The sequence below is a fragment of the Kineothrix alysoides genome, from assembly GCF_000732725.1.
Taxonomy (GTDB): domain Bacteria; phylum Bacillota; class Clostridia; order Lachnospirales; family Lachnospiraceae; genus Kineothrix; species Kineothrix alysoides.
The window spans coordinates 1,241,459-1,258,710 of sequence record NZ_JPNB01000001.1; the positions used below are offsets into that span (position 1 = coordinate 1,241,459).

The 17,252-nt window shown below is 44.4% G+C and carries 12 protein-coding genes; all 12 read left to right on the plus strand.

Going from position 1 to position 17,252, the window contains the following annotated elements; translation table 11 throughout:
• Window positions 1–19: 19 nt before the first annotated feature.
• The 12 genes from CC90_RS0105870 to CC90_RS0105930 all read left to right on the plus strand — a co-directional run bounded on the left by CC90_RS0105870 (window position 20) and on the right by CC90_RS0105930 (window position 17,239).
• Window positions 20–343, plus strand: coding sequence for an anti-sigma factor family protein (locus tag CC90_RS0105870; RefSeq protein ID WP_031389867.1), 324 nt, complete (start codon window positions 20–22; stop codon window positions 341–343).
• A 33-nt stretch (window positions 344–376) separates the two neighbouring features.
• On the plus strand, window positions 377–3,025 hold the full coding sequence (gene polA, locus CC90_RS0105875) for a DNA polymerase I (protein WP_031389868.1): 2,649 nt from the start codon (window positions 377–379) through the stop codon (window positions 3,023–3,025).
• Complete coding sequence (gene coaE, locus CC90_RS0105880; protein ID WP_031389869.1) at window positions 3,012–3,632, plus strand: dephospho-CoA kinase; 621 nt, start codon at window positions 3,012–3,014, stop codon at window positions 3,630–3,632. The genes polA and coaE overlap by 14 nt, the downstream gene beginning before the upstream one ends.
• On the plus strand, window positions 3,629–5,800 hold the full coding sequence (locus CC90_RS0105885; RefSeq protein WP_031389870.1) for a cell division protein FtsA: 2,172 nt from the start codon (window positions 3,629–3,631) through the stop codon (window positions 5,798–5,800). Before coaE ends, CC90_RS0105885 begins: the two co-directional genes overlap by 4 nt.
• Window positions 5,801–5,871: 71 nt before the next feature.
• Complete coding sequence (locus CC90_RS0105890) at window positions 5,872–6,672, plus strand: MBL fold metallo-hydrolase (RefSeq protein WP_031389871.1); 801 nt, start codon at window positions 5,872–5,874, stop codon at window positions 6,670–6,672.
• A gap of 61 nt (window positions 6,673–6,733) precedes the next feature.
• Entirely contained in the window at window positions 6,734–7,006 is a 273-nt protein-coding gene (locus tag CC90_RS0105895) for an ACT domain-containing protein (protein ID WP_031389872.1), read from the plus strand.
• A gap of 19 nt (window positions 7,007–7,025) precedes the next feature.
• Window positions 7,026–8,390: a PFL family protein gene (locus tag CC90_RS0105900; protein WP_031389873.1), complete on the plus strand. Its 1,365-nt coding sequence runs from the start codon at window positions 7,026–7,028 to the stop codon at window positions 8,388–8,390.
• A 750-nt stretch (window positions 8,391–9,140) separates the two neighbouring features.
• Window positions 9,141–9,623, plus strand: coding sequence for a deoxycytidylate deaminase (locus CC90_RS0105910; RefSeq protein ID WP_031389875.1), 483 nt, complete (start codon window positions 9,141–9,143; stop codon window positions 9,621–9,623).
• 48 nt (window positions 9,624–9,671) lie between these two features.
• Window positions 9,672–10,043 (plus strand): hypothetical protein, encoded by a 372-nt coding sequence (locus tag CC90_RS0105915; RefSeq protein WP_031389876.1) that lies wholly within the window; start codon window positions 9,672–9,674, stop codon window positions 10,041–10,043.
• Between the two features lie 391 nt (window positions 10,044–10,434).
• Window positions 10,435–12,195 (plus strand): glycoside hydrolase family 13 protein, encoded by a 1,761-nt coding sequence (locus tag CC90_RS0105920; RefSeq protein ID WP_031389877.1) that lies wholly within the window; start codon window positions 10,435–10,437, stop codon window positions 12,193–12,195.
• Between the two features lie 306 nt (window positions 12,196–12,501).
• A complete protein-coding gene (locus CC90_RS0105925) occupies window positions 12,502–14,898 on the plus strand; it encodes an ABC transporter substrate-binding protein (protein WP_031389878.1) in 2,397 nt (798 codons plus the stop codon).
• A gap of 31 nt (window positions 14,899–14,929) precedes the next feature.
• Complete coding sequence (locus tag CC90_RS0105930; protein ID WP_157837533.1) at window positions 14,930–17,239, plus strand: ABC transporter substrate-binding protein; 2,310 nt, start codon at window positions 14,930–14,932, stop codon at window positions 17,237–17,239.
• Window positions 17,240–17,252 lie beyond the last annotated feature (13 nt).

Here is a 17,252-nt window from a genome sequence, read left to right on the forward strand (position 1 = left end):
AGAACTATGAGGAATAGGCATGAATTGTAAGGATATAGATAAAATGATACCGGCCTTTTTAAATAAGGAATTGAGCGGCAGAGAACTGAACGATTTTATGGAGCACATTTCAGGATGTCCTGAATGCAAGGAGGAACTCAGCATACAGTTTCTCGTATTGGAGGGTATGGCCAGCCTCCAGGATGGAAGCACTTTCGATTTGCAGAAGAAGTTGGACAAGCAGCTGGAGGAAGCGAGAAGGAAGCTTAAGATAAGAAAAGGCATACATTTTTTGGTATACGGTCTGGAGATTCTGGCGATTATAACCATGATAACGATTATTGTACTGATAATGATATTATAAATAGTTTAGGGATACCGGGGAGATAGAAAGAACATGAGCAAGATAGTTTTGATAGACGGACATAGTATTCTGAACCGGGCATTTTACGGAGTGCCTGACTTGAGCAATGCGGAGGGCCTGCATACGAATGCAGTTTACGGCTTCCTCAATATCATGTTCAAGATTCTGGAGGAGGAGAATCCACAGTATCTGGCTGTGGCCTTCGACGTCAAAGAGCCAACCTTCCGTCATGAAATATATAAGGAATATAAAGGGACGAGAAAACCGATGCCGGCAGAATTGCATGAACAGGTGCCGATGCTTAAGGATGTACTTAAGGCGATGGGAATTAAGATATTGGAGAAGCCGGGATTAGAGGCAGACGATATTTTAGGAACTCTGGCCAAGCGTTCGGAGAAGGAGGGCATCGAAGTCGCTCTTATTTCCGGAGACAGGGACTTACTTCAAATAGCATCCGAGCATATCAAAATCAGGATTCCCAAGACAAAGGGAGGAAAGACGGAAATAGAGGATTACTATGCAGCGGACGTAGAGGCCAAATATCAGGTAAACCCTTTGCAGTTCATCGATTTAAAGGCACTGATGGGGGATGCTTCCGATAACATACCGGGAGTCCCGAAGGTAGGAGAAAAAACAGCTACGGAGCTGATGGTGCAGTTTGGTTCTTTGGAAGGAATCTACGAGCACATCGAAGAAGTGACAAAGAAGGCAGTCAAGGAATCGCTTATAAATAATAGGGAGCTTGCTGATTTGAGCAGGATTCTGGCGGCGATTAACGTGAATGGCGATGTGGAATTTTCTTATGAGGATGCCGAGGTTCATGACTTTTATACGGAAGAGGCATATAAGCAGTTCAAACGGCTGGAGTTCAAGAATCTGCTCGGTCGTTTCGAAAAAGGCCCCCTCGATAACAAGCAGACGGATTACTTTAAGGAAATCACGGATCTTGCTCAGGCAGAGGATGTTTTTGAAAAGGCGCTTAGGCTGGGAGAAGGAAGGCATGTGGCCTTCGATATCGTGGAGGATAGTTGCGAAGAGGAAGATTTCGTAGGACTTTCCTTTGCGCTGGATGAAAAGGAGGTCTTTTTCATAAAGGCGGAGGGCTTCCTTACGAAAAAGTATTTGATGGACAAGCTGTCCGGTCTTGCGGGCAAGGTGAAGCTTGTTACTTATAATATAAAAAATAAATATGATTATCTTGGAACGGATAGAACAGAGGTGTTGTTCGATATATTGATAGCCGCTTATTTGCTGAACCCCCTGAAAAACGATTACGATCCTGAGGATATTGCCAATGAGCATCTGGGACTTATGATTCCTTCCAAAGCCCAGTTGTTTGGAAAAGAACGCCTTAAGAAGGCGGCGCAGGACAGAGCGAAAGAGCTTGTGGAGTATGCTTGCTTCCTTGCCTATGTGGAATACATGGCGGCGCCTGTATTGGAGAAGAAGCTGGCTGAGACTGGAATGGATAAGCTGATGCACGAGATAGAGATGCCCTTGTCCTATGTGCTCTATGATATGGAGAAAGAGGGCATTCAGGTAATGCCTGAGGAATTGAAGCGATACGGAGATGCGCTGAACGGGCGTATCGAAGAGCTGGAAGCGGATATTCACGAGCAGGCGGGGAGCGATTTCAATATTAATTCACCCAAGCAGCTCGGAGAGATATTATTTGAAAAGCTGGGAATGTCCGGCGGGAAAAAGACGAAAACGGGATATTCCACGGCGGCGGATGTGCTCGACAAGCTTGCGCCGGATTATCCCATTGTAGCAGATATACTGGAATACAGAGGTTTGACGAAATTAAAGTCTACCTATGCGGATGGTTTGGCGGTATATATCGGAGAGGACAATCGGATACACAGTACCTTTAACCAGACGATTACCGCTACCGGACGAATCAGCTCCACAGAGCCGAATTTGCAGAATATACCGATGCGCATGGAGCTGGGAAGACTGATAAGGAAGGTGTTCGTTCCCAAAAAGGGCTTTGTGTTTACCGATGCGGATTACTCCCAGATAGAGCTTCGTGTGCTGGCCCATATGTCGGGGGACGAACAGTTGATAGAAGCTTATCGCATGGATGAGGATATTCATAGAATTACGGCGTCGAAAGTATTCCATACCCCCTTCGAGGCGGTAACAGACTTACAGAGGCGCAACGCCAAGGCGGTAAATTTTGGAATCGTATACGGCATCAGCTCCTTCGGTCTTAGTCAGGGCCTTAGTATTTCCAGGAAAGAAGCGGCGGAATATATCGAACAGTACTTCGCCACCTATCCGGGCGTGAAGAATTTTCTTGATAAGCTGGTAGAGGATGCGAAAAAGAACGGCTACGTAACCACGATGTTCGGTCGAAGGAGGCCGGTACCGGAGCTTTCCTCCAGCAATTTCATGCAACGTTCCTTTGGAGAAAGAGTAGCTATGAATTCCCCTATACAAGGAACCGCAGCGGATATCATTAAAGTGGCGATGATCCGGGTGTGGAAACGGCTGAAGGAGGAGGACCTGCAATCGAAGCTTATTTTGCAGGTGCATGACGAGTTGTTAGTGGAGACTGCCTCTGAGGAGCTTTCGCAAGTGGAGCGTATCCTGAAGGAAGAAATGTGTGCGGCCGCAGATTTGGAGGTCGTACTGGAAACGGATATGCACACGGGAGACAATTGGTATGAAGCCAAATAAGACTTGGATTATCGGCATTACCGGAGGAGTGGGTTCCGGTAAAACGGAGGTTTTATCCTATATAAAAGATAAGTATAACTGTTCTGTTATTTTTGCAGACGAAGTAGCACATAAAGTGCAGGCGCCGGGACAGGGCTGCTATGGAGAGCTGGTAGCTCTTTTGGGAGAGGACATCTTAGCAGGGGACGGGCAAATCAATAGGGCTAAGATGGCAGGGAAAATTTTTGCTGACGGGGAACTTTTAAAAAGAGTGAACCAAATCGTACATCCGGCAGTAAAGAGATATATTTTAGATGAAATAGACAGAGAAAAAGAAGAAGGAAAAATAGACTTCCTATTCATAGAAGCCGCGCTGTTGATCGAGGACGGCTATGTGAATATCGCGGACGAGCTATGGTATATCTTCGCATCAGAGGATGTTCGAAGAGAACGCCTTAAAAGCTCCCGTTCCTACAGCGATGCGAAAATAGACGGAATTCTTGGAAGTCAGCTTTCGGAAGAAGAATATAAGAAGCATTGCAAGGTATGGATCGATAACGGTGGCAGTAAACAGAAGACCTATGAGCAGATCGATAAGAAATTGGAGGAATACCTGTGGCAGAAATGAGTAAAGAGCACTCAATGAAAAAGTATCCGGGACAAATGGTTTTTGGTTTGGATATCGGAACGAGAAGTATTGTCGGTACGGTAGGATATCGCAATAATGATCGTTTTTATGTTGTGGCACAGCGCATGAAAGAGCATGAGACTCGGGCTATGATAGACGGGCAGATTCATGATATACATAAGGTAGGGGAGACGATCAAGGCCGTAAAGGAAGAGCTGGAGGAAGTTACCGGCCGTAAGCTTGCGGAGACGTGTATCGCAGCGGCGGGCCGTGTGCTCCGTACGGTGAACGTAACGGCAGATTGTGAATTTGGCAGCGACAAGGAAATTACAAGGGAGGACATTTATGCTCTTTCCACTATGGGAGTGGAAAAGGCATACGGGGAATTCCAGACCTTAAACGATACGGATATGAAATTCTACTGCGTAGGATATTCAGTAGTTCGCTATTACATTAACCATTATCCGATTTCTAATCCGGAGGGGCATAAGGCGAAGGTAATCAGTGCGGATATGATTGCAACATTTCTGCCGGACGATGTGGTGGATGGCCTTTATAAAGCGGTGGGAATCGCAGGGCTGAATGTGGCGAATATGACCTTGGAGCCCATCGCGGCAATTCAGGTGGCTATTCCTGAGATGTATCGGATGCTTAATATCGCCTTGGTGGATGTGGGCGCCGGAACGTCGGATATTTCCATCACGAAGGATGGAAGTATTACTGCCTTCGGTATGATTCCCATGGCAGGTGATGCTTTGACGGAAACAATAGCGCGCCATTGCCTGGTAGATTTCGGAACGGCTGAGCAGATAAAGCGGAATGCGGGAGAGCTTGAAATCATTACTTATAAGGACATTATGGGCCTTGAGCAGACAATTTCTAAAGCCGAGGTTTTAGAGGTAGCGAATCCCGTCATTAAAGAAATGGCGATGCAGATATCTGAAAAGATTAAGGAGTTAAACGGCGGAAAGGCTGTCAGCGCAGTATTCGTTGTAGGCGGCGGCGGAAAGATGGAAGGGTATACGGATACCCTTGCCGAGGATTTGGGCATACAGAAGGAAAGAGTTGCCGTGCGTGGAGAGGAAGTCATGCAGAAGATAGAGTTTCTGGAGGAGAATGTGAAGAAGGATTCCCTTCTGGTAACTCCTATCGGTATCTGCTTAAGTTTTTATGAGCAGAGCAATAACTTTATCTTCGTGGATTTCAACGGAGAGAGAGTAAAGCTGTACGATAACAATATGCTGTCGGTGGCGGATGCCGCCATTCAGGCAGAGTTTCCCAACGAAGGTCTTTTCCCGAGGAGGGGGAAGGAGCTGAACTTTACAGTTGGCGGAAAGGCGAGAATCGTCAGAGGACAGTTGGGAGAAGCGGCAGTAATAAGGGTGAACGGCGAGGCGGCGGACATCCATACGCCCATTCACGGCGGAGATAAGATCGAAGTGATCGCATCTACTGCGGGCGAACCGGCGGCTATGGAATTGGGGGCGCTGAATGAGTTTGGCGATGTTATAAATGTGATTGTCAATGAGAAAAAAATTGAGCTTCCTAAATTTGCCAGTGTAAACGGCGAACTTCAGTCGAAGTTCTACGACGTTAAGGAAAACGATGCTATCGAGCTGCTGAATTATTATACAGTGAGACAGATTTCAGATTTTATGGATGTCATCATCGACAAGAAGATGAATTTGTATGTAAACAATAAACTGGCAGATATGGACACTTTCGTATATGAGAATTTCTCAGTTATATGGACGATGGAGACGCTTAAGCTTTCGGATGTGGAGAGAGACATGGAAGAAGGCGGAGAAGAAGGATATGACGAGGAGAATGCCGTAGAGGGAGCATATGTGAGTGATCCATATGAAGACGCAGAAGCTGCAGGGGAAGAGCAGGCAGAGGAGAAAGTGTCTGGTCAGGGACCTCTAAGCTCTGAAAACGCGCCGATGCAGGCGGCAGAAAGTACGGTAATTGCCGTAATTGTAAACGGCAAGCCCGTAGCGTTGGCGGGAAAAAGCGCCTATGTATATGTGGATGTATTTTCCTATATCGATTTCGACTTGTCCAAACCTCAAGGCTCAGCAGTGATTACTATGCTGAACGGGCGGGAGGCCAAGTACATGGAACCGTTGCAAAACGGGGACACGGTGGAGATATATTGGAAGAAGTAGCAATATTTTGAATGAAAATATTGTGCCTGCGGTTCAAAGCCTGCAGGCATTGGAAAGGCGTGGAGACTAATATGCGGTTATGCAGTATAGCCAGTGGAAGCAGCGGGAACTGTATCTATGTGGGTTCCGATACGACTCATCTGCTGGTGGATGTGGGAATCAGCGGTAAAAGGACAAAAGAAGGGCTGGAAAAGCTGGGAGTGAAACCGGAGGAATTAGACGGAATATTCATTACCCATGAGCACAACGACCATATTAACGGCTTAGGCGTAATGGCGAGAAAATATGGAATTCCCGTTTACGGAACGAGGGGAACGCTTCAGGCGATAAAGGAGACGTCGTCGGTAGGACAAATTGATGAGTCACTTTTTCAGGAGATTGAGGCGGATACCAAGATTACGGTAAAGGATATGGTATTGAATCCCATGCGGATTTCTCATGATGCGGCGGAGCCGGTGGCGTATCGTATCTGCCACGGAAAGCAGAAGCTCGGTATCATTACCGACTTAGGCTGCTATAATGACTATACGGTGGAATGTTTAAAGGGAATGAACGCCCTCCTGATGGAGGCGAATCATGACGTGAACATGCTTCAGGTAGGCCCTTATCCGTACTATCTGAAAAAGAGAATATTGGGAGACAGAGGCCATTTGTCCAACGAGCTTTGCGGCAGACTTCTTTCCCGGATATTGAACGATAATCTGCAAACGATTATTTTAGGCCATTTGAGTAAGGAAAATAATTTGCCGGAGCTGGCATATGAAGCCGTAAGGGTGGAAATTGCCATGGCAGATAACGAGTACAAGATCAATGATTTTCCGATTCGCGTGGCTAGCAGGAGTGAGGTATCGGAAATGGTAGTAATCGCATAATAATGAGCAAAAAATGCCCATAATGAGTAAAGAATGCGCATAGGGAATGAGGAGGAAAATTATGAAGAGGACAATTATTACGGTAGTAGGTAAGGACACAGTGGGTATCATAGCGAAAGTATGTACATATCTTGCGAAGAACGATATTAATATATTGGATATTTCCCAGACGATCGTTCAGGGCTATTTCAATATGATGATGATCGTTGATACCAATCAGACAAGCAGGCACTTTGGGGATATCGTGGATGAGCTGTCCGCTCTCGGAGAGGAAATTGGCGTTATCATCAAATGCCAGAAGGAAGAAATCTTCGACACCATGCACAGAATATAGAGGAAAGAGGGACAGACCCATGATTAATATATTTGAAGTCGCGGAAACGAACCAGATGATAGAAAAAGAGAATCTGGATGTTAGGACAATTACCCTCGGTATCAGCCTATTGGACTGTATCGATTCCGATCTAAACAAGCTTAATGACAAAATATACCATAAAATTTATGATGCAGCGAAGGATTTGGTAAAAACCGGCGAAGAAATCTCCAGAGAATTCGGAATCCCCATTGTAAATAAGAGAATATCCGTAACGCCTATCGCGCTAATCGGCGGTGCAGCGTGTCAGACGACAGAGGACTTCGCTTCCATAGCGAGAACCTTGGATAAGGTGGCTCATGAGGTGGGAGTGAACTTTATCGGAGGCTATTCTGCGCAGGTTTCTAAGGGAATGACTCCGGCGGACAGGCTTTTGATCGAATCCATTCCGCTGGCGCTTTCCACCACGGAGAGAGTGTGCAGCTCCGTCAACCTGGGTTCCACCAAGACCGGAATCAATATGGATGCGGTGAAGCTGATGGGCGAAATCATATTGCAGACTGCGGAATACACGAAGGAGGACGACTCCTTGGGCTGTGCGAAGCTTGTAGTATTTTGCAATGCGCCGGATGACAATCCGTTCATGGCGGGTGCCTTCCACGGCGTGACAGAGGAAGATAAGATCATTAACGTAGGTGTCAGCGGGCCGGGAGTTGTGAAGACGGCATTGAGTAAAGTACGGGGAGAGAATTTCGAAGTGCTGTGCGAGACGATTAAAAAGACTGCTTTCAAGGTGACGAGAGTGGGACAGTTAGTAGCGCAGGAGGCATCCAAACGGTTGAACGTTCCTTTTGGTATCGTGGACTTGTCTTTAGCGCCTACCCCTGCGGTAGGAGACAGCGTAGCAGAGATTCTGTGCGAGATAGGGCTGGAATATGCAGGTGCGCCGGGAACCACGGCTGCATTGGCACTTTTGAACGATCAGGTGAAGAAGGGCGGCGTCATGGCATCTTCCTATGTAGGCGGTTTAAGCGGTGCGTTTATTCCGGTCAGTGAGGATCAGGGAATGATTGACGCAGTGATAGCGGGAGCACTTTCCTTAGAGAAGCTTGAGGCTATGACTTGTGTATGCTCCGTAGGTTTGGATATGATAGCCATTCCCGGTGATACGAAGGCGACGACTATTTCCGGCATTATTGCCGATGAGATGGCTATCGGTATGATTAACCAGAAAACCACGGCAGTGCGTCTTATCCCGGTTATCGGAAAAGGGGTGGGCGAGACGGTGGAATTCGGCGGTTTATTAGGATATGCACCGATCATGCCGGTCAATAATTTTTCCTGCGCCGATTTTATTAACCGGGGCGGAAGGATACCGGCTCCCATTCATAGCTTTAAAAATTAGCAGTCGAATTAATGGTCTGACGGGTTAATCTGCCCGTCAGATTTTCTATGCACGGTGCCATGATTGCCAGCAACGATATTTTTATATTCTTTCAGAACCCGTTCCAGCGCAGCAATATTCCTGATAAGTATATCCTCGCCGGCGATAAGATGAACATTATATAGTACGATTATTAATTATTAAAATGTCTCTTTCGGTATTTTTCTTTCAAAAAATAAAGCGCTTATGCCTTGGATTGTAAAATTTATATTTGATGAGGAGTTATTGCAAAGCATCGAGATGATTGACGTCTTTGCAGAGTAAACTTAGAGATATGTTTACCATATTTATAGGATTTTTGGTGAAAGAAATCAATTGCTGTTGTAGTTGGTTTCTTTTGTTTTTATATGATAGAATAAATTGTAAACTATGCTATAAGGTGGTGCAGAAATGAATTATAGAAAAGCTGAAGTAAAAGATGTTCCACGACTTATCGAATTACGAAAAAGCAATATATGAATTAAAGGTTAGAAAATTCATTGCGCATTGTGATAGTGAGAATATTAGTTCATATAGAGTGATGGAGAAGTTAGGCATGTTTTTAACAAGTAAAACAAAGGGGCGTAGAAATAAATTCTCTGATGAGGACAGAGAAGAATTAATGTATTCACTTGAAATTGAATAAAACAAGCTGGAATTTGCGTAGGTACCAACATGAGATTACTAAGGTTGCTCAGCAAGTAGTGATGTATAGAGGGGTTTAATAAAAAGATGATAAAGCCAAATGGAAAACAAAGGATTACTAAAATTAATACATACTTAAACGTAGCTGAAACATTTGCATATAGAAGTACATGCATAAAAAGAAAATATGGAGCAGTTATCGTGAAGGATGACACAGTAATTTCAACAGGATATAACGGCTCTCCCAGAGGGTTTGATAATTGCTGCGATATTGGGATATGCCCTAGAATAGAGCTGGATATGCATCAGGGAGAGGGATACGGGATATGCAGAGCTATCCATGCAGAACAAAATGCTTTACTCAACTGTTCCAAGGAGCAGGCAATGGGAGCGGATTTATATCTTGCAGGTGTAAATCCTGAAGATAATACCGTTCATAAGGCGAAACCGTGTCCATTATGTGCCAGATTGATTATTCAAGCAGGCATTGAGAATGTCATTATGCGTATAGGCGAAAAGGAAGATGAATATGTGATTATTTTGGCTAAGGAACTGATATGGCATAATTAGCGGAAACACTGCCGGCTGATAAACAAGAAGTTATAGAGGAGAACGTGAATGAAAAGAAGAGTAATTGAGATTTGCAGTGTATGTATAATTGCTATTATTATTGTTGGTGCAATAATAATGAGACCAAAGGCCCTGGGAAATATAAATGATGTTTTTGCGGAACCTGCAACTAGCCGTTCAGAGATATCTTTTACTGCGGAAGCAGGTGATAAAATTAAATTCTCTTTTTCCTCAAAAATAGATGGAGGGACACTGGATATCATTTTGTATGATTCTAAAAGAAATGTGGTAAAAGAGTTGGATCGTGCAAAAGAATTAGAAACATTTGCGATATTGGATAAAGATGATGAATACACCTTGGTGGCTGAATACAGTGATTTTGTAGGTAAATTTAAAGTTGCAGTATATGATATGAAGTAGTATATATACGAATTCCAATTTATTTTTATGTTGTCTGGATAAGCGCTATATTTTATTGTCCATTCATATATGTTGCATATGTTGTCCTTGCCAGGATTATATCTCCGGTTGTTGTCAGCAGCCCGTTTCACGGTCTGTATGCAGTTCTTTAAAGGCGACCTAAATATCAATATAAATACGAGAGGCTGTGCTTGCGGAATAAAAGGGTCCGTGAGCACAGCTTTTTTAAAATGAGAAAAGTATGCAATGTGCAATTTTCCTGATTTGATGGATTCTTGTCTGTTGTTTGCGCCTTTTCGTTTGGATTGACAATTTGCTTTTCTGATAGTATTATCATATCAGGCGTGGAAAACGTTTTCCAAAAGGCTTATAAATGCAGGAGGATAATAAAATGGACTTTAATGCGGTATATCATAGGGCTAACGACAACTATTGCTATCCCTTGAATGAGAATCAGCTCATCATAAATATTAAGACCGGATATGATGTGAAATATGTAAATATCGTGCAGGGGGATCCTTTTAAATCGGGGATACTTGGCGGCGGAGAAAATTGGACGGGGGAGTCAGTGAACATTCCCTATAAAAAGAGACTGAAGAATCAGCTTTGGTGGACAACGACGGTTGAGCCTGAGTACAAACGGCTGAAATATTACTTTGAACTGATAACGGAAAAGGAGAAGTGGTACTATTTTGAGGATGGCTTCGTGAGCGAAGAGCAGATGAACCTGGAAGGAAGGAGCAGACAATGCTTTGTTTTTCCGTGGATGAATCCGGGAGATATTCCGGTAACGCCTGCTTGGGTTAACGATACTATCTGGTATCAGATTTTTCCGGAGCGCTTTTGTAACGGGGACGTATCTCTGAATACGGAGGAAATGCTGTCTTGGAGGGATAAGGGAAGCGTGAGAAACGACGAATTTTTCGGAGGGGACATTCAAGGGATTATCGATAAGCTGGATTATTTGAAAGAGCTTGGAATTTCCGGGCTATATCTCACGCCCATTAATGAATCCCCTTCTTCTCATAAATATGACACTACCGATTATAAGCGGATAGACCCTCATTTCGGTACGGAGGAGACCTTTATGCGTCTGGTGAAGGAGGCGCATGAAAGGGGAATACGAATTATGCTGGATGGTGTATTCAACCACTGCGGGAAATATTTTGCTCCGTGGAAGGATGTTGTTAAGAGGGGAAAGGAATCGGAATATTATGATTGGTTCATGATTAACGAATGGCCCTTCGAGCATAGCAAGGGAGCAGCAGCGTCGGGGCAATATTACAGCTTTGCTTTTTTCGATGACATGCCTAAGCTCAATACCAATAATGTTAAGGTAAGGGAATATCTGTTGGAGGTATGTGAAATGTGGGTGAAAAAATATCATGTAGACGGCATTAGACTGGACGTAGCCAATGAAATATCTCATGTGTTCTGCAAGGAACTGCGGACTCGGATGAAGGCGATAAAACCGGACATCTATATTTTGGGTGAAATATGGCATGACGCCATGCCTTGGCTTAGAGGTGATGAATTCGATGCGGTGATGAATTATCCGCTGGGAGAGAGCATCAAGGACTTTTGGGTAGATAAGGGGCTTACTAAGGAAGACTTCGAATATACGATTAACAGATGCTACACGGGATACATGCAGCAGACCAACGACGTGCTCTTTAACTTGCTTGATTCTCACGATACGAAGCGGCTTCGCTCAGAAGTTAAGAATCTGGATGAATATTTCCAGCAGCTTGCGGTACTCTTCACCATGCCGGGAAGTCCGTGCATCTATTATGGAACGGAAATAGCCATGGAGGGAGGACACGATCCGGATTGCAGAAGATGTATGCCTTGGGAGAGCATTGAGGCGGAGGAATTTAAGGATAGGATGGAAATCATAAGACAACTCATCCATTTACGAAAGGAGGAGCCTTTATTGAGAAATAGAAATTTCCACTTTCCCAATAAAATATCGAGCCCCCGTATTATTGAATTCTTAAAAATAGAGTGGGAGGATAAATATGTGGAGGTCATCATTAATTGTGAAGAGGAAGACATCGAGATTTCGAGAAAGGGAAGAGTGCTTTTTGAGAGACATTATATCGATAATATACTATTAAAAAATGGCATTTTGATTCGAAAAATAGAAAATTGAATATTTTTGCTCTTTTTTGTTTTTTCTTGCTTGCAATTCCTTCTGGTGTCAGAATATAGCTGAGGCTTCAGAAATTATTAAGAAGTGTCAGGTTGTACCGACGTGGATACTATGATATTCTATCTATAGTGTATTTCTCATATACAATTATATTAGTTGTGGTTTGTTCGTAAAGAACGAGGGAGAATGGTGTGAAAAATAGTCTTTACACCGCACGGTATTTTAAGTACAGATGATGTGTTTAAGATGTGCGGCTGCATATCTGGCACGAGGTTTTAAAAATGGGGAAAGGGTCTGGTGAGTATTATGAAGGGTGTAAACAATTGTAGGGGTAAGAGGATAAGGGCAGCGGCAGCGATGTTTTTTGCCTGTCTTTATCTGGCAGGCTGCGGAGGGAGCGCAGAGAATACTACGGCGCAGAAGGAATTCGTATATGTACCGGAATATCAAGAAGTAAACAATGGAGAAAACAATGCGGAGAGCATAACGGTCATTGGCGATACCATTTATTATCTTGGAACTGAATATGACGATAAAACGCAGAAATCTAAGTCATACTTGTATGAACTCAAGCTGGGGACAGAGGAACCTGTGAAAAAGCCGCTGGATCTAAGTGTGGATTCGAGTATTTCGCGGATGAGTGCAGATGCGGAGGGCGGCTTGCAGGCGCTCGTAGTTACCTATCTGTATGACGAGGAAGGAATGCCTCAGGAAGAGGTGGCGGATGCTGAAGCTGCAGAGGGAGAATCCGAAGAGGATAGCAACGCTGCGGCAAGCGATACGGATGAAAATACAGAAGACAGTGAGGCTGTCTCCGCGACAGAGTCTGCTACCACAGCACCGATAGGAGATTATCAGGTACCCGTTTCTCAGAAGGCGGAAGTTTGCAAATTTTCTGTGGACGGTACTGTTATCTCATCTGTGGATGTGAGCAGCGTATTTGAGGATGAAAATACATACATACAATATTTGGAGACGGATAAAGCAGGAAATATATATCTGGCTTATGACCAAGGAGTCTTTGTGTTAGACAAGGACGGCAAGGAGCTGTTTACAGTAGAGGTAGAAAACTGGATCAACAATATGTTTTCCACCAAGGATGGAACCGTGATGATAGTATATTACGGGCAGACAGGTACGGAGGTTCACCCGATCGATCTGGCGAAGGAAGGCTTAGGAGATGCCCAGAACAATATAACGACGTCACCTTACAGCAATTATGTGTTTACCAAAGGGGTGCAGGATGACCTTTTGTTCAGTTCGGGCAATTTCCTGTATTCCTATAATATAGGGGATGAGGCGCCGAAGGAAATACTCAATTGGGTAGATTGTGATATCAACAGCAACGATTTGATCTCTTTTGCGATGTTAGAGGATGGAAGAGTGCTGGCAGTTACTTCTTACTGGACGGATGACGCGAATACGATCGAACTGGCTTTCCTGACGAAGAAAAAGGGCAGCGAAGTGCCGGAGAAGAAGATTATTACCTACAGTACTATGTTCCTTAACTATGACACGCGTAAACTGGTTATTGATTTCAACAAGAAAAATCAGGAGTACCGGGTCGAAGTAAAGGAATATATGTATGAGACTGAAGATTATGAAGCCGCCCTTACGCAGATGAAATCGGATATTGTCGGCGGGAATATGCCCGATATTATAGACATTTCCGGAACTATGCAGCAATATGCGTCGAAGGGACTTTTGGAAGATTTATATCCTTATCTCGACAGCGATCCCGAACTGAAAAGGGATGATTATTTACCGAACATATTGAAGGCATACGAGCTGGATGGAAAGCTTTATTCGATTTCGCCGTTTTTTGTCATAAATACGGTAATGGCAAAGACGTCGACAGTGGGAGAGAGAACCAGCATCACGTTGGATGAACTTATGAATATGGCGAATGAGCTGCCCGATAATGTGGAGTTGTATGATGCCGGAACAAAGAGTATGGCACTTATATACAACATTATGATGAATATAGATCAATATGTGGATTGGAATACGGGAGAGTGTAAATTTAATGGAGAGGATTTCATAAAGACACTTGAATTTGCCAATTATTTTGACTTGGAATATGATTACAGCAAAGAGAGAGAACCAATCGTACAAAGGCTGCAAAGCGGAGAGGTGCTCATGGTAAATACATACATCAGCGGGATGACAGACTATCAGATGTACGAAGCGATGTTCGGAGAACCGGTGTCGTTTATCGGGTACCCTACAAATAAGGACTCCGGTTCTTTTATCTCCGGCCCGGGAGCTTCTCTGGCAATGAGCTCCAAATCAAAAAACAAGGACGGCGTATGGCAGTTTATCCGTACAATGATTACGAAGGAAGCGCAGGAGCAAAAGAACGGTTTCGGTTTCCCGATCATGAAGTCTGCGTTAGAGAAGCGGTTCGAGGATGCGATGACTAAGGAATATTACGAAGATGCCAACGGTAATCAAGTGGAACAGATGAAGACGTCAAGTGGGTATGAAGATTTTAGTGCGGATATTTATGCCGCTACGCAAGAGCAGGTGGATACGGTAAAAGGCCTGATAGAAAGTGTAGATAGCTTGTTCCAATATAACGAGCAGATTATTGCAATTGTAGATGAAGAGTCGGCGCCTTTTTTTGAGGGACAGAAGACTGCGAAAGAGGTAGCGGATATCATCCAGAGCAGGGTGCAGATTTACGTCAATGAGAACAGATAATGAAAGAGGTTTGAAAGGGGAAATAATTAAATTGAGTAGGGTTAGAAAAGCAGGGATATTAGGTTTGGCAGCAATGCTGGCTTTGCAGTTTACAGGCTGTGGTAAGACAGATGAGGTTCAGGAGACCGCAGGGACTCAGGATAAGGACTACATATACGCAGCGGATTACCAGGACTTGGAGGCGGATGGCTATACGACAGGAAGTATGATATTCGGTGAAGATGAAAAGGTTTATTTTGCCGGAAGCAGCGAGGAGGGTATCAAACAGTTATTTTCTATGGATATCGGGGCGGGGGAGAGCACGGCCTCCCCGGTGCCTGTTGAGCTTGAAGCGGATGCTTACATCTCCGCTATTGGTACCGACAGCGAAGGTAATCTGCTGTTGGGAATTGTAAAATATGCGGATACGGCAGTGAATATAGCTGCGGATAATGTAAACGCGGCAGAGGATGATAACGTTTCGGCAGAAGATGCCGGCAGCGGAATCGGAGGCGTAGAAATAAGAAAAATTTCTTTGGACGGGCAGACGCTGGAATCGGTGGATGTCATGAATGTCCTTGGAAAAGTTAAGGATTTGTATATCCAGAACGTATTGGCAGACAAAGACGGTAATTATTATGTGAATGCCAATCAGAGTGTATACGTATTAAAGCCTTCCGGGGAGATGCTGTGCGAGCTTCAGGCGGGTACTTATATTCAGAGTCTCTTTCGTATGAAGGATGGCACGGTAGTAGTGGGTTTCTACGGAGATACCGGCTGGCGGCTTCAGTCAGTGGATCTTTCGGGAAAGGCACTTAAGGATTTAAACAGCAGTATATCCTTTGGCTACGGCACCTATCAGGCAGGTGTGGATGCGGATATTCTCTATACGCAGGACACGAAGCTGTACACTTGTAACCTCAGCGATACGGAGCCGACGGAGGTTCTGGATTGGCTGGAGAGCGATATTAACAGTACCAGCCTGCAAAGTGTGAAACTTCTTAAAGATGGCAGAATTGCGGCTTTGTCTATGGACTTCATGTCCGAGCAGAGCAAGCCGGAGCTGATTGTTCTCACGAAAAAAGATCGCTCCGAGGTTTCTGGAAAGACGACACTAACCTATGGAACAGTTATAGTGCCCTATTACCTCTCCAACGACATTGCCGCATTCAATAAACAAAGTGACAAATACCGAATCGAAGTGAAGCAATACGGAGACGACAGCATGGACGATGATGCGAGGGTGGCCCTTCTGGCAGCGGATTTGGCAGGTGGTAAGGGACCGGATTTAATCGATATGGTCTTTAATTTCACTTCTTTAGATAAATTTATTTCCATGGGAGCGCTGGAGGATCTTACGCCTTATTTGGAAAATGATGCGGTGATAAAAAGAGAGGATTACTTTGAAAATGTACTGAACACTTATGCGAGGGACGGGAAATTATATGCGATCATTCCCTGCTTCGGAATCTCTACGATTGTCGGTAAGGTTTCTGATGTAGGCGATAAGAAATCGTGGACTATGGATGATACGATAAATCTAATGGATTCCAAGCCCGAAGATACGCAGATACTGGATTATAACACGAAGAATTCCATATTGCAGCTTTTATGCTCCATGAATATGGGAGAATTCGTAGATGCGGAAACAGGAACCTGCGACTTTACCGGAGGAGAATTTAAACGGATTCTGGAATTTTCCAACCAGTTCCCGAAAGAAGTGAGCAATGATTCGGATTCCGGCTTCGTAGACAGAATAAGAAATGGCCAGTTGATTTTGATGCAAGGAAATATCACCTCTGTTCAGCAATTCCAAATGTATGAATATATATTTAAAGAAGAAATCAACTTCATCGGTTATCCTACAATAGGTGAAAGCGGCTCCGTAATAAGATCCAACGGAACTACGGCGGGAATGAATGTGAATTCCAAGAACAAAGAGGGCGCATGGGAATTTCTTAAGTTTAACCTGACCAAAGACAGGCAGGAGAACTTACAGTTGGCAAACGGCGGTTTCCCTACCATGAAGGAGGCTCTTGAAAAACAGTTTGCAAAAGACGTGGAAGCGGAATATTATGAAGATACGGACGGCACGCAGAAGGAGAAATCCAAATCAACGTGGACCTATGGATCTGGCACAGATAATATCACGATGGATGTATACTCGGCTACCCAGGAGCAGGTCGCCAGGGTGCGGGAAATCATAGAACAATCCGTTGGATTGGACGGGACGGAAAGCGAGGAAATGCTTTCGATCATAAGCGAGGAAGCACAGTCCTATTTTGAAGGGCAGAAGAGTGCGGATGATGTGGCCGCTTTGGTTCAGAACCGTTTACAGACATACATCAATGAGACGAGATAGAAGGTAGTTAGAT

Excerpts from the sequence above, each read along its gene's own strand:
- CC90_RS0105920 (WP_031389877.1), top strand. The coding sequence starts at position 10,435 with ATGGACTTTAATGCGGTATATCATAGGGCTAACGACAACTATTGCTAT.
- CC90_RS0105870 (WP_031389867.1), top strand. The coding sequence starts at position 20 with ATGAATTGTAAGGATATAGATAAAATGATACCGGCCTTTTTAAATAAG.
- CC90_RS0105915 (WP_031389876.1), top strand. The coding sequence starts at position 9,672 with ATGAAAAGAAGAGTAATTGAGATTTGCAGTGTATGTATAATTGCTATT.
- CC90_RS0105890 (WP_031389871.1), top strand. The coding sequence starts at position 5,872 with ATGCGGTTATGCAGTATAGCCAGTGGAAGCAGCGGGAACTGTATCTAT.
- polA (WP_031389868.1), top strand. The coding sequence starts at position 377 with ATGAGCAAGATAGTTTTGATAGACGGACATAGTATTCTGAACCGGGCA.
- CC90_RS0105885 (WP_031389870.1), top strand. The coding sequence starts at position 3,629 with ATGAGTAAAGAGCACTCAATGAAAAAGTATCCGGGACAAATGGTTTTT.
- CC90_RS0105895 (WP_031389872.1), top strand. The coding sequence starts at position 6,734 with ATGAAGAGGACAATTATTACGGTAGTAGGTAAGGACACAGTGGGTATC.
- CC90_RS0105900 (WP_031389873.1), top strand. The coding sequence starts at position 7,026 with ATGATTAATATATTTGAAGTCGCGGAAACGAACCAGATGATAGAAAAA.
- CC90_RS0105910 (WP_031389875.1), top strand. The coding sequence starts at position 9,141 with ATGATAAAGCCAAATGGAAAACAAAGGATTACTAAAATTAATACATAC.
- CC90_RS0105925 (WP_031389878.1), top strand. The coding sequence starts at position 12,502 with ATGAAGGGTGTAAACAATTGTAGGGGTAAGAGGATAAGGGCAGCGGCA.
- coaE (WP_031389869.1), top strand. The coding sequence starts at position 3,012 with ATGAAGCCAAATAAGACTTGGATTATCGGCATTACCGGAGGAGTGGGT.